Here is a 13,678-nt window from a genome sequence, read left to right as displayed (position 1 = left end):
GAGCAATGATCAGAACCTGTGGATGGCGCTCGGCGAGGTGACGTGAAGTGGACGTACCTCCCGAGCAAGGATCGAAGTCCATGCGGTTCTGATCAGGGTCGGCGTTGGCGCGCCGGCTCGGGAAGGCACGTCCATGCTCGAGGTAGTCCAGGAGAACAACGAGTCCAACGACGACGCAGCCTCGGCGGCTGGCGGGTCGCTGCTCGATGAGATCGTCCGCGACGGCGCTCGGCAGATGCTCGCGGCGGCGTTGCAGGCCGAGGTTGCCGCCTGCATCGAGGCGTTCGCTGGCGAGGTCGACGAGAACGGTCGCCGGCTGGTGGTCCGCAACGGGTTCCACGAGCCGCGGGAGGTGACTACCGCGGCCGGGGCGATCCCCGTAAAGGCGCCGCGGGTCAACGACAAGCGGGTCGACCCGGTGACCGGCGAGCGGCGACGGTTCGCCTCGGCGATCCCGCCGGCGTGGGCGCGCAAGTCGCCGCGGGTGGCCGAGGTGCTGCCGTTGCTGTACCTGCACGGCCTGTCCAGCGGCGACTTCGGGCCCGCGCTGACCCGGTTCCTCGGCGCCAGCCACGGACTCTCGGCGTCGGTGATCACGCGGCTGACCAAGGACTGGCAGAACGAGGCGGCCGCGTACGGCAAGCGCTCGCTCGCCGGCGCCGACTACGTCTACTGCTGGGTCGACGGGATCCGCCTCGAGGTCCGCCTGGAGCAGGACAAGGTGTGCCTGCTGGTAATGATCGGCGTGCGTGCTGACGGGCCGAAGGAGCTGATCGCGCTCGACGACGGGCACCGCGAGTCCACCGAGTCGTGGGCCGACCTGCTCCGCGACTGCAAGCGCCGCGGGATGCGTGCGCCGGTCCTCGCCATCGGCGACGGAGCGCTCGGATTCCGGGCCGCGGTCCGCACCGTGTTCCCCGAGGCTCGGGAGCAGCGGTGCTGGTTCCACAAGATCGCCAACGTGTTGAACGCGCTCCCGAAGTCGGCCCAGCCGGGCGCGAAGACGGCGCTGGCCGAGATCTGGAACGCCGAGAACCGCGACCACGCCGAGAAGGCCGCGAAGGCGTTCGCAGCCGACTACGGGGTCAAGTGGCCCAAGGCCGCCGCGAAGATCACCGACGACCTCGACGTGCTGCTGGAGTTCTACGACTACCCGGCCGAGCACTGGGTCCGCCTGCGCACCACCAACCCGATCGAGTCCACGTTCGCGACCGTCAGGTTGCGCCAACGCATCGCCAAGGGCCCGGGCTCAAGGGCTGCCGGCATCGCGATGGCGTTCAAGCTCATCGAGTCCGCCCAGACCCGGTGGCGCGCCGTCAACGCACCCCACCTCGTCGCCCTCGTCCGAGCCGGTGCCACATTCAAGAACGGCGTACTCGTCGAACGCGAGGACGACCACCACCCGCAGCCCGAAGGCAACGAATCAGGAGGTGACGCTCAAGCCGCGTGACACGCCGATCCACAGGTCTTGACTATTGCTCTTGCGTCCTTCCTGCTAACGACTGCCTACGAGAACCGTCTCACCCCAGTGGATGCGTAGACACCGCCCGCATGACCGGGGAGGTCTCACCCATACTCATACGTCGCCACGTCGTCAACCACAAGACCACTTTCGTAACAGGCCCTACATCGACCGCAGCCTCGCTTGAGAGCGGAGGATTCAGGTCGAATCTCCTACAGCCCAAAATCGGAAGCGTCGAATAAGTCTTAAGGTGAAGATATTTCCGAATAAATCCGTCGACGACAGGATAGTCAGCTCAGCGGCAGACCGCAGGCCATGACATTGGCCAGACGCGCTCGATGCAAGGAATCCAGGCCTGCAGGTAGAGTCGTTCGGGCCAGCGAGTCGAGGTCAGTCCATATCAGAGACCGCACCCTCAGGTCGTGCGCTTGTCCGGCAACGGATGCCGCTGTGCCCTGCCCGGAGATAATCGGTGCACGGAGCCGATGCACGCGCGCCGCCTCGCCGAGGACGGCCCCAATCGACCACGGCATCGTCGAGCCGAGAATCTTGACAACACTCGTTCCACTCGGCTCATCCGCGAGTTTCTTCATACCCGCCGCCACCATGCGCCCGCAATCATCGACATAAAGATAGTCGCGTAACGTGTCCAAAGGGACATAGATCGAAACTGGATGTCCTGTGATATAGCTCGCAACAACCGTTGATATTAGGCCCTGACCCTTAGACATGTCCTGTGCGGGACCGTAAAGATTTGTTATTCTTCCAATAAAAGACCGGATTCCCGACGAGTCGGAGATTGATCGCACCAAGTCTTCCATAGCGAGCTTCGCCTCACCATAAGCCGACGAGGGGTTCGGAGGGGTTTTTTCAGTAAAGGGAGGCAGGGAACTGCCGCCGTAAATAGCGCCGACAGACGAGGCCAGAAATAAGCGGCCTTTCGTTGGGTCGAGCAGTGATCGACCACCTACCAGGTCATCCAAAAAGCGATGAAACACATCCACCTCGATTTGGAGATCACTTTTAGGCGTCGAGGTGACACCTCGCCCAGCGCACCAAAAAATCTCCCAGTCAGCGTCTCTCACCACCGTAGAGAAATCAGCGATACTGGATCGTAGATCCATCACTGACCGCTCAGGATCAGACCAACCCACTGAAGCGGTGAACGAGTTGCCCGATATAGCCGAGAGAACCGACTGTCCTAATAAACCTCGACCGACAACCCACCGCTCAGTCATGAGTCTGAAAGGGTGCGCGTTTGACCTAACGGACCGGTAGCAGGGTCACGTACGATCAAATAAGCCGGTTTCCCCATCGCCATATTAACCGCAACTCCAAGATATTCGGCGACAATCCCCAGGGCCATCAGAATCATCCCGATGCCAAGCGATAAAAGCACCATGATCGATGTCCAGCCCGGAGAGTCCACGCCGTCGCCGTACAATCGATCAAAGGCGATGTAAGCCGCGAAGAAGAGTCCAATGACTGCGAACAGGGCTCCCGTGACTGCCACTAAACGGAGTCCGCGAGTTCCTGAAGTGATAATCATACGGAGAAAATGTGCCATGAGGCTACGATACGAGTAGCCACTATCCCGATCCTCCTGACGCAGCACTACGGGAGATGTGGACGCACGCTTGGCTATCCACCCGAGGGCGACGTCAAGATAGACCCCGTTTCCAGCATATGCGGCAACGCTGCGGGCGACATCGGCCACAATGAGTCGGAAGCTATTAAATTCTGATGCGTTGACACTGCCGAAGAGCGTCTCCAGGAACATCTTCGCAGCCTTTGACGCCGTGTTACGAACGAATCCGTGCGGGGGGAGATTGCTGGGGCGAGCATAAACTACCTGCGCACGATCACGTAAGGCCGTGTCGAGCATGCTTCCGATAAACGCAGGGTCATGTTGTCCGTCTTCGTCCATGGTGACAACCCAGTCCCCCCCCGATGAGGCGATACCTGCGAGCGTAGCCGCGTGCTGACCGAAATTTCGACTCAGCCAGACCAGCTTGACGACATCGTGGGCTGTCGCCAACTCACGGAGGACCCGATCCGAGCTGTCCGGACCATTGTCATAGCTAAATATGATCTCGGACACCACCGCCTGGTGCCCGTCGGGCGTGAAGAAGGTCCCGGTCAACGGCAAGAGCTCGTCCACAAGTCCGGGAAGGGTCCTCTCGCCCTGATACACAGGAACAACCACCGAGATCCGATGGAGAAAGGAAGAGTCAGTCATCGCATCCTCCCACGCAGAATCGCATAGGCCATTCGGCGTGCCCGTGCCGCCAAGGACGCCCGGATGTTGCCGATCCGGACGTCCGTCGCGTTGACCACGTCAGGGTGATGAACGCTCATCCAATGGTGGAAGCCGTGCGCCTGACGCGCCTGCTCCTTGACAAGTGCCACACTCCACTGCTCGTTGCTCATGCGGAAAGTCGCCCCCACTTCGTCGTCAGGTACGAATTCTCCGCCTAACAACACACGGCAATACGAGGCTTGATCGATGAGGTAGGGAAATTCCCCCCACCAACCGCCCGCCTGCTCCAGGGCTTCCCGCCGCATCATCACGGAAGCAGGTTCGCCGAATGGATTGGTACCGCCGCGCACCGAACGACGGATCGCCTCAGTCCCAGACATCCGCCGGTTGATCTTCTGCAAGCCCCTTCCAGCGATCAACGTCCGCCCAGAGGAGTCGATCACATCTCGGCGACATGCGGTGAGAACGGCTTCTGGATGCTCCTCCAGAAGGGCGACCTGACGTGCCAGCACTCCTGGTCGCAACACGTCATCACCGCACACAAGTTTCAGATACCTGCCTGAGGCCAGTTCTGTCACTCGCCGCCAGTTCGCCGGAGCACCGCCACCGCGAGGGGTCTCCGTCACAGTCAACCGGTCGTCGGCACTGTAGGACTCAGCGATCCGTAGGGTTTCATCCGTCGATGAGTGATCGGCAAGCACAAGTTCGAAGTCGACTCCCTCTTGACTCAACACGCTTTCGATCGTGGCCCCGATGTACTTGGCATTGTTGTACGCCGGCACCACGACCGACAGTGTCGGATCGTTCATCTGCTCATCCCTTCGTTCGCTGCCTCGGCCCAGGGTATGGCATGTCGAGCATCCCACTTCGCCTGAGCCCTGATCCGCCGTTGTTGCTGGGTTTGCGGGGTGTGGCGCAGGAGACCAGCGCCCCTGCCGCGGACCGCGACACCGGTGGTGTTGAGCCAGCCCGGCAACGTGGCGTCGTACCCAGGTCGGCGGCGATCTGCTTCACCGTCGTCCCGTCGGTGGTGGCGTAGAGGTCAACCGCGTCATAGCTGAGCTCCAAGCTGTAGGTCTTGCGTGCCATGAGTGCATCGTCTCGCTTCCCCGTCCTCAGACCGGGATTGGCGTGTCCACACTTCGGGGTCGAGTCTCGTAATGTTTCATGTGGGACGGTTCGTTTTCGTGAGTTTGAACATGGTTGCCCAATTCCCTCAAGGAATGGATCGTCTTTTATTGCGAAACGCCGTGGGATGCTATTTAGTTCTCCGGATAAGCCTCAATTCTCTTGGCGTCGTCAACTTCGTCGAAATGAGAGCTTGCTGTGTCCCACGTAGCTGATGAGGGTTGTCAAGAAGACGATAGCCGCTTGGGCCACGATCGGCTGGAGTCGGCCGAATTCAACGAAAATGGGAAGCATCGTGGCGTTGACCGCGAGGGAGACCAGGTTGACTGACTCGAAGCGAGCGAGGTCAATCAACGTGTTGCCGCGGACTCGGAAAACAAACCGTCGGTAGAGTACGAAAGCGCATAGGACTGCCGCAACGTGGGCGAAAAGCAGCGTGATCATGTAGCCCCAGATTCGCCCGACGGTGACGTCGAAAAAAACGAACCAGGCGAAACCCACCACCGTGTTAATGGAACCGACGATCAGGAACGCGACTCGATGGTCTTTGATCAGGCGTAGGAGCGGACCCCGGGGTCCGGGAGCTTCGGTGCTCTCTGCCGTGTCCATGAGGTTCCCTCCCTCGGTGGCGTGGTGTGCGGCGGATCCACGAGCAGCCTAGTGCGTCGTCGCTCGGCGAGGCGTAGGCGTATGGCCACTCAGCCCTGATCCGCCGTTCTGCTTCCTGGCGGGGTGTGATTCTGGTCGTGTGTGACGGGTTGCTTCCCCGGCGCTGATAATCCCTCCGTTTTCTGCCTCCGGGACGGGTCGTCCTGTGGTGTGATAGGCGGGTGAGCGCGGAGATGAGCACGCGGGAAGGCCGTCTGCGGCCCGGTGATGTGTGTGAGAGGTGGCCCGGCACGCGACCGGACCAGGCGGAGGCGCTGATCGCCGACACCGGCGGCCTGCCCGCGCTCGTGGACGCGGTGGTCGAGGGCGTCGGGCTGCCGATGCCGGACAGCTCGGCGGGCCTCGCCCGCATGATCGCGACGTCGGCCGCAGTGCGCCGCCTCGACGACTGGATCGTCGAGCACCAGTGGCCCGTCGTGCGGTACCTGGCGGTCGCGGGCGTCTGCGCGACGGCCGAGCTGGAGGAGTTGGCGGCGGCCGCCATGATCGCCGAGCTGTGGGACGCCGGACTGGTCGCGCTCTCTGCGGTGGACGGCCTCGACGGTGTCGCGCTGGTCCCGGCGGTCGGCCGTGCGGTCGCGGAGAGGCTCGCGACGAACCCCGAGGAGTCCGAGGGGGCACGACGCGCCGTCGTCGGCCTGCGGGAGCGGTCCGGCGTGATGGACTGCGGCCTCGGCGCCGCCTACGCGGCCGACGACCACGAGGCCTGCGCCCGCATCCTCGCCCGCTGGTCGCTGCGGCTGGCGTTCAGCCCCTGGCGGGCCTTGAGCCTCAGCGTGCTCTCGGAGCTGCCGTCGGAGCTCGTCAAGGCGTATCCGCTGCTGTCGTTGCGGCAGGAGTACATCGGCCACACGCCGGTCGGAGCCACGACGATCCCGATCCCGGAGGGCGAGTCGGCGCGCCGGGCGCTGATCCGCGACGGCCGCGACCGCGAGCTGGTCGAGCAGAGCATCTTCGCGATGGCCGCCCGCCGCAACTTCGGCCTGTACGAGGAGGCCTTGGAGCACGCCGAGCGCATGACGCCGTTCGTGCTGCAGGAGCTGCGCGCCGAGCACGCGGCCTCGGCGGGCCTGTCGCCGCTGTGGCTGTTGCAGTCGGGGGTGGCCGCGCACTTGACCGGCGCGTTCGGACGGGCGCGCTTCTTCTACCGCACCGGGTGGCGCCATCGGGCGTTCAACGAGCTGCCCTTCGTGTCGCACGACCTCGCGGTGAAACAGGCGGTGCTGTCCGCGCACGAGGGCAGGACGCGACGCGCCTTCGACTGGCTGCGGCAGGCAGAGGGCTCGGAGTTCCCGGCGCCGGTCGTCGAGCAGATCCGCCACTGGGTCGACAGCGGCACTGGCTTCGTCCGCCATACGCTCGCCACGGACGCCCTGGACGCGGACGGCATGGCGCGGGAGGCGTGGCAGGTCGACGAGGGCGCCGAGGCCGACGAGCTGTGGCCGCTGCTGCTGTGGTCGCGAGTGCGGCACATGATGGTCGACGGCGAGGCGGCGGAGGGGCTGACGCTGGTCGACGATCTGCGGGACGCGGCGCCCTTCGCGGTGCGGCACAGTGCCTTCCACCGCGACGTCTGCCTGGCGTCGTCGGCGGAGGCCCGGCTGGCGTTGGGGCACGGCAGCGAGGCACGCCTGCTGTTGACGCGGCTCGACGACTCCTCCGTGCTCGGTCGGCCGACGTGGGTGCGGCTCCTGCTCGCCTCCGATCAGGCGCAGGAGGCCTTCGAGCGGGCGTCGGACTCGCTGCTGCGGATCGACACGCCCATCCGCGACCGGACCGAGCTGACCCTGTTGCGGGCGGCCGCAGCCCGTCGGCTCGGCGACGACGAGACGGCTGCGGCCGACCGGGGGAGGGGCGTCGCCGAGGCGCTCCGTCGGCAGGACCGCCGCGTGCTGCTCACGGTGCCGCGTTCGTTGCTGGAGACGGAGGCCGACCGGTCGGCCGGGCTGCGCGACGTGCTCGCCGACTTCGAGCGGGAGGGGCGAGAGGAGATCTTCCCCGAGTCGGTGGAGGTCGTGGCGCTGTCGGTTCGCGAGCAGATCGTCTTGGAGCAGTTGACGACAGGGCGCAAGGTCAGTGAGATCGCCGACAGCCTCACCGTGTCCCTCAACACCGTCAAGACGCAGTTGCGCAGCGTCTACGGCAAGCTCGGCGTCGGCACCCGCAGCGAGGCCGTCGCCGAGGCCCGCAGGCTGGGCTTGCTGGATTAGAGGCTCACCTCGCCTCCAGCCACTCCAGCTCGCGCACCGCGACGTAGCGCAGGGAGACGCCGGGGCGGACCCAGGAGAAGCCCTCGGGCGGTTCGGGGCTGACGGCGACGAGGCCGACGCGGTCGGTGTCGCCGTCGGCGGGGAAGGCGGCGGCGTACTCGGCGCCGTCGAGGCGTGCCCACGGGCCGAGTGGTTCGACCGGATCGACGTAGCCGCGACCGTTGCGCCACCCGTGGGCCGGGCCGTCGTAGTAGGTGAGCACGCGCCGCTCACCGCTGGCGTCGACCCGCCACAGGCAGCTGCCGTTCGGCACGCGGGTGCGCTCGACCGTCACCACGTCGCCCTCGCCGCGCAGCGTCATCAACGGGTGCGGGGCGACGGTGACGAGGTCGACGAAGGAGCGAGGGTCGGGATCGTCGAGGCCGACGGCGGCGCGCAACGCCTCCGGGGTCAGTCCTTCGGCCGCCGAGGCCTTCAGCAGCGGCCCCTCCAACACGTCATGTCCGTCTTGCAGGATCGCGGTGGTGGTCGCCGAGGGCCGCACGGCGAGCCAGGCCCCGTCGCTCGGGTCGTGGACGTCGGTGGGATTGGGCATGGCTCAGGGGGTGAGCAGCACTTTGCCGGCCGCGCGCCGCTGGTCGATCTCCAGCAGCGCCTCGGCGACCTCCTCCAGCGGACGGACCGAGGAGACGACCGGGGCGAGCGCGCCGGAGGCCAGGTGCGGCAGCATCGCGTCCCACTCGCCGCGCACATGGCCCGGCTTGGCCAACACGTACGCGCCCCAGCCGACGCCGACGACGGAGATGTTGCCCAGCAGCAGCCGGTTCACCTTGACCTCGGGGATCGAGCCCGCGGTGAAGCCGATGACGAGCAGCCGTCCGTCCTCGGCGAGGCTGCGCAGCGAGTCGGTGAAGCGGTCGCCGCCGACCGGGTCGACCACGAGGTCGAACTTCTTCCCGGCCAGGTGGTCGCGGAAGCCGTCGGCCAGCACATAGGAGTCCGCGCCCGCCGCCACGGCGATGTCGCCCTTCTCAGCGGTGGACACGACCGCGACGACGTCGCCGGCGCCGAAGGCCTTGGCGACCTGGATCGAGGCGGTGCCGATGCCGCCGGCCGCGCCGTGCACGAGCACCGACTCGCCCTCGGCGAGACGCCCGCGCTCGACCAGCGCGAAGTAGGCGGTGCCGTAGTTGAAGATGACCGACGCGCCCTGCTCGAAGGACACCTGCTCGGGCAGCGGGAAGACGAACTGCTCGTCGGTGACGACCTGCTCGGCGAAGCCGCCCAGCAGGCACAGCGCCGCGACCCGGTCGCCGGGGGAGAACTCCGAGCCCTCCGGAGCCTCGGCCACCACGCCCGCGACCTCCGCGCCCGGCACGAACGGCAGCGGCGGCTTGAGCTGGTACTGGCCCCGTGACTGCAAGACCTCGGGGAACGCGACCCCCGCCGCCCTCACGTCGATCAGGACGCGGCCGGCCGCGTCGGGGGCGTCGACTTCGGTGACGCTGACGGCCTCGGGCCCGTCCAGCGACGTGATCTGCACCGCACGCATAGCCCGACCTTAGCCGAGCGCGACAATAGGTCTCATGCGCCTCGTCGACCTTCTGCCGCCCAGCCCCAGCGACGACGAGGACGCGGTCTACGAGGCCGTCGCGGAGTGGGTCGAGGGCCGGGGTCTGAGCCTCTATCCGGCGCAGGACGAGGCCATTCTCGAATGCGTCTCCGGGGCGAACGTCGTCCTCGCGACGCCGACCGGCTCGGGCAAGAGCCTCGTCGCCACCGCCGCGATGGCCGCCGCCCTGGCACGGGGGGAGTGCGCGGTCTACACCGCCCCGATCAAGGCGCTCGTCAGCGAGAAGTTCTTCGACCTGTGCGAGATCTTCGGGGCCGACAACGTCGGCATGGTCACCGGCGACGCGGCGGTCAACGCCGACGCCCCGATCATCGCCGCGACCGCCGAGATCCTGGCGAACATGGCACTGCGCGAGGGCGCGGAGACCGACCTCGGCCTCGTCGTCATGGACGAGTTCCACTTCTACGCCGACCCCGACCGGGGCTGGGCGTGGCAGGTGCCGCTGATCGAGCTGCCGCGCGCGCAGTTCCTGCTCATGTCGGCCACCCTCGGCGACACGACGCGGCTGGAGGCCGACCTCACCCGTCGCACCGGACGCCCCACCGCGCTGGTGGCGTCGGCGGAGCGCCCGGTGCCGTTGGTCGCCGAGTACGTCACGACGCCGATGCAGGAGAAGTTGGAGGAGTTGATCGAGACGGGCCAGGCGCCGGTCTACGTCGTCCACTTCACCCAGGCCGCCGCGCTGGAACGGGCGCAGGCGCTCGCCAGCGTGAAGGTGGCGACGCGGGCCGAGCGCGACGAGATCGTCGAGGCGTTGGGCGGCTTCCGGTTCACCTCGGCTTTCGGCAAGACGCTGTCGCGGCTGATCCGCATGGGCATCGGCGTGCACCACGCGGGCATGCTGCCGCGCTACCGGCGGCTCGTCGAGACGCTGACGCAGCAGGGGTTGTTGAAGGTCGTCTGCGGCACCGACACGCTCGGCGTCGGCATCAACGTGCCGATCCGCACGGTCGTGTTCAGCGGGCTCAGCAAGTACGACGGCACCCGGCAGCGACAGTTGCAGGTGCGCGAGTACGCGCAGATCGCGGGCCGCGCCGGACGGGCCGGCTACGACACGGTCGGGCACGTCGTGGTGCTGGCGCCGGAGCACGAGATCGAGAACGCGCGCCTGGTCCGCAAGGCCGGCGACGACCCGAAGAAGTTGAAGCGCATCCAGCGCAAGAAGGCCCCGGAGGGCTTCGTCAGTTGGAGCGAGAAGACCTTCGAGAAACTGCGCGACGGCACGCCCGAGCCGCTGGTGTCGCGCATGCGGGTCAGTCACGCGATGGTGCTCGACGTGATCGGCCGTCCCGGCGACGCGCGCGCCTCGCTGGAGCGCCTGCTGCGCGAGAGCGGCGAGAACGAGGCGTCGCAGGAGCGGCTGTTGGCGGAGGTCGACGCGATCATCGAGGCGCTGCTCGCCGGGGGCGTGGTCGAACGGCTCGACCCGCCCGACGCCGAGGGCCGCACGCTGCAGCTCACCGTCGACCTGCCCGACGACTTCGCGCTCAACCAGCCGCTGTCGCCCTTCGCGGTGGCCGCGCTGGAACTGCTCGACGCCGAGTCGCCCACCTATGTGCTCGACGTCGTGTCGGTGATCGAGGCGACGCTCGACGACCCCCGCCACATCCTCAACGCGCAGCGGCATCGGGCGCGCGGCGAGGCCATCGGACAGATGAAGGCCGACGGCATCGAGTACGACGAGCGCATGGAGCTGCTGGAGGAGATCACCCACCCGCGCCCGCTCGCCGACCTGTTGGAGGGGGCCTACGAGACCTACCGGCAGGGGCATCCGTGGGTGGCCGACCACGAGTTGAGGCCGAAGTCGGTGGTCCGTGAGATGTGGGAGCGCGCGATGACCTTCGGCGAGCTCGTCGGCGACTACCAGTTGGCGCGCGCCGAGGGCATGGTGCTGCGCTATCTCACCGACGCCTACCGCACGCTCGACCGCACCGTCCCGCCGTCGGCGCGCACCGAGGAGTTTGATGATCTGGTCGAGTGGCTGGGCGAGCTGGTCCGGCAGACCGACTCCAGCCTGCTCGACGAGTGGGAGCACCTCATGGCGGGGGAGGACGGCGCTCCCGTCGAGGTCCGTCCGACGGATGTCGCCGCCGGTCCCCGCCCGGTCACCGCGAACGTCCGCGCCTTCCGGGTGCTGGTGCGCAACGCGCTGTTCCGCCGGGTCGAGCTGGCCGACTTGGAGCGCTGGGACGACCTCGCCGCGCTCGACGGCGACGCGGGCTGGACCGCCGAGGCCTGGCGTGAGGCGATGGACGCCTACTTCGACGAGTACGACGACCTCGGGACCGGCCCCGACGCCCGCGGCCCGCAGCTGTTCACGGTGGTCGAGGAGCCGGGCGTGTGGAAGGTCCGCCAGACCTTCGACGACCCCGAGGGCCACCGCGACTGGGGCCTGTCGGCCACCGTCGACCTGGCCGCCTCCGACGAGGCCGGCGAACCCGTCGTCCGCCTCGTCTCCGTCGGCCCTCTCTGAGTCAGCGGGCGCGGCGGACGACCACGACGCCGACGGCGAGGGCCAGAGTCGCCAGGAGCAGCGCGGACAGGCTCACGCCCGCGCCGGTCACGGGGAGCACGCCGTCGGCAGCGTCGTCGTCGTCCGTGGCGTCGTCGCTGTTCGCGGGCGGCGTGGCGGAGTCGTCCAGCGTCCCGGTGGCGACGGTGGCGTCGTCGGTCGCGGTGAACTCCGCGGTGGTGCCGGGGAGGACGCCGCGCGCGGTGGCGTGGCTGACGATGCTGCCGGCCTGGAGGTCGGCTTCGGTGACGGTGTACGCGGCGGCCTGGAAGGTCGCGACCTCGCCGGGGGCGAGCGGGCTGGTCAGCGGGGACAGCCCGGTCAGCCGGGGATCGGTCACCGCGACGTCGCGCAGGCTGCTGTTGCCGGTGTTGGTGACGGTGAAGGAGTAGGCGATGGTCTCGCCGACGTCGGCGACGCCGTTGCCGTTGAGGTCGTCGAGGACCGCCTGCGTCACGAGGTCCAGCGACGGCGGGTCCGGGCAGCCGACCACGGTCTGCGGCAGTCCGAGACCGCTGACGGCGCCGTCGGCCAGGGCGAGGGCGGTGGCGTCGAAACCCACCTGGGTGCGGTCTTCGTTGTCGGGATCGGCGATCACGGCGATCTGCGTCTCGCCGTTCCGCGCGACGTACATGCGCCCGTCCGGGCCGCGTCGGATCGCGCCGCCGTCGCCGCCGCCGTCGGCCGGGTCGATGACGCCGATCGGCTGCAGGGCAGGCGTCGCGGTGGTGGCTTGCAGGTCGTAGCGCCACACGCGGGCGGTGGCGGCTCCGCTGGTGAAGAGCTTGGTGACGTAGAGGTAGCGGCCGCTGGGGGAGAACTCGGCGTTGTAGAGCGAGAGGCCGCTCGTGCCGCCGGCCGGGCCGCTCCACTGCGCCAGCTGGGCGATCTGGCCGGTGGCGGGGTCGAAGCTCAGACGCCGGATGACCGACGGGTCGGTGGCGGCGGGGCCGCTGGCGGAGGTCTGGACGAGCTGGCTGCGGTCGGCGCTGAACACGAGCGAGCTGTACCGGTCGTAGTTGTCGGTCGGCATGACGCTGGTGACCGGATCGCCGACGCCGAGCGGGCCGGAGCCGTCGGGGTCGGCCGGACCGGCGCCGTCGAAGTAGAAGGCGTGCAGGTTGGGCGAGGAGTTCTGCGAGGTGAGCACCCAGTAGCCCGTGCCGTCGGCGTCGGGAACGGCGGCGAGGCTCTCCCCGGCCGTCCCGGCGGCGCCCAGGGGGGCAGGCGCCGAGGAGACGTCGCCGAGGCCGTCGTTGAGGCTCATGTCGACCACCGAGGAGAACAGTTGACCGGTGGTGCTGCCGTCGTCGCCGGTGGTGGTGACGACGAAGTACGTGCCGGCCTGGGTGGTGGACGGGAAGGCCACCACGGGCTGCACGGCCGCCGAGTGGGCGACGGCGGCGCCGAAGGTGCCGTTCGGCATGACCTGCTGGTCACGGCCCACCACGGTCTGGCCGTTGGACCAGAACTGCAGGTTGCCGCCGGTGTCGGTGACCACCACGCCGCCCTCGGGCGTGGCGCCCGATCCGCTCACCGCCGTCGGCGCGGCGTCGCCGCTGGCGCCGAAGTCGAGGCCGGCGCCGTCGCCGAAGAACCACCAGCGTTCAGTGCCGCGCGCTTGCTCGTCCGAGCAGGTCGCCGTCGCGGCCTGGCCGAGGACGACCGGCGCCGCCGACGCTGGCAGGGCGCCGCCGAGGAAGGCCAGCGAGGCGCCGCTGACGGCCGCGGCGGTCGTCAGCGCGAGGGAGCGACGCGAAAATCTCACAGGTGGTGCCTTCCCGGTGCTTCGGCAGACACATCC

At 67.9% G+C, this 13,678-nt stretch carries 10 protein-coding genes; 3 read left to right on the top strand and 7 right to left on the bottom strand.

The genetic code is table 11. The annotated features are described in order from the left end of the window. Positions 1 to 133: 133 nt before the first annotated feature. A complete protein-coding gene (locus QM621_RS04055; RefSeq protein WP_414989077.1) occupies positions 134 to 1,450 on the top strand; it encodes an IS256 family transposase in 1,317 nt (438 codons plus the stop codon). Between the two features lie 302 nt (positions 1,451 to 1,752). Here the strand turns inward: QM621_RS04055 and QM621_RS04050 are convergent, their stop codons facing one another. The 4 genes from QM621_RS04050 to QM621_RS04035 form a co-directional block, all read right to left on the bottom strand. Further along, positions 1,753 to 2,547 (bottom strand): SDR family oxidoreductase, encoded by a 795-nt coding sequence (locus tag QM621_RS04050; RefSeq protein WP_414989076.1) that lies wholly within the window; start codon positions 2,545 to 2,547, stop codon positions 1,753 to 1,755. 149 nt (positions 2,548 to 2,696) lie between these two features. After that, positions 2,697 to 3,701, bottom strand: coding sequence for a glycosyltransferase (locus QM621_RS04045; RefSeq protein WP_414989075.1), 1,005 nt, complete (start codon positions 3,699 to 3,701; stop codon positions 2,697 to 2,699). Then, the gene (locus QM621_RS04040) at positions 3,698 to 4,531 is read right to left on the bottom strand and encodes a glycosyltransferase family 2 protein (RefSeq protein WP_414989074.1); all 834 of its coding nucleotides are present in this window, start codon (positions 4,529 to 4,531) and stop codon (positions 3,698 to 3,700) included. Before QM621_RS04040 ends, QM621_RS04045 begins: the two co-directional genes overlap by 4 nt. 490 nt (positions 4,532 to 5,021) lie before the next feature. Next, a complete protein-coding gene (locus QM621_RS04035; RefSeq protein WP_414989073.1) occupies positions 5,022 to 5,459 on the bottom strand; it encodes a GtrA family protein in 438 nt (145 codons plus the stop codon). Positions 5,460 to 5,692: 233 nt separating this feature from the next. Between QM621_RS04035 and QM621_RS04030 the strand changes: the two genes are divergently transcribed. Further along, the gene (locus tag QM621_RS04030; protein WP_414989072.1) at positions 5,693 to 7,729 is read left to right on the top strand and encodes a LuxR C-terminal-related transcriptional regulator; all 2,037 of its coding nucleotides are present in this window, start codon (positions 5,693 to 5,695) and stop codon (positions 7,727 to 7,729) included. A 4-nt stretch (positions 7,730 to 7,733) separates the two neighbouring features. Here the strand turns inward: QM621_RS04030 and QM621_RS04025 are convergent, their stop codons facing one another. Both QM621_RS04025 and QM621_RS04020 read right to left on the bottom strand, forming a co-directional pair. Continuing rightward, the gene (locus QM621_RS04025) at positions 7,734 to 8,324 is read right to left on the bottom strand and encodes a hypothetical protein (protein WP_414989071.1); all 591 of its coding nucleotides are present in this window, start codon (positions 8,322 to 8,324) and stop codon (positions 7,734 to 7,736) included. 3 nt (positions 8,325 to 8,327) lie between these two features. Continuing rightward, complete coding sequence (locus QM621_RS04020; RefSeq protein WP_414989070.1) at positions 8,328 to 9,281, bottom strand: NADPH:quinone oxidoreductase family protein; 954 nt, start codon at positions 9,279 to 9,281, stop codon at positions 8,328 to 8,330. A 34-nt stretch (positions 9,282 to 9,315) separates the two neighbouring features. Here QM621_RS04020 and QM621_RS04015 point away from each other — a divergent pair, with 34 nt between their 5' ends. Beyond that, a complete protein-coding gene (locus QM621_RS04015) occupies positions 9,316 to 11,835 on the top strand; it encodes a DEAD/DEAH box helicase (RefSeq protein WP_414989069.1) in 2,520 nt (839 codons plus the stop codon). Between the two features lies 1 nt (position 11,836). On the opposite strand, the gene QM621_RS04010 is transcribed toward QM621_RS04015, so the two are convergent. Then, positions 11,837 to 13,642 (bottom strand): hypothetical protein, encoded by a 1,806-nt coding sequence (locus tag QM621_RS04010; protein ID WP_414989068.1) that lies wholly within the window; start codon positions 13,640 to 13,642, stop codon positions 11,837 to 11,839. Between the last annotated feature and the right edge of the window lie 36 nt (positions 13,643 to 13,678).

Source organism: Aeromicrobium sp., assembly GCF_047606445.1.
GTDB lineage: Bacteria > Actinomycetota > Actinomycetes > Propionibacteriales > Nocardioidaceae > Aeromicrobium.
The sequence above is the reverse complement of the archived record's forward strand: the minus strand, read 5'-3'. Positions and strand labels throughout refer to the sequence as shown.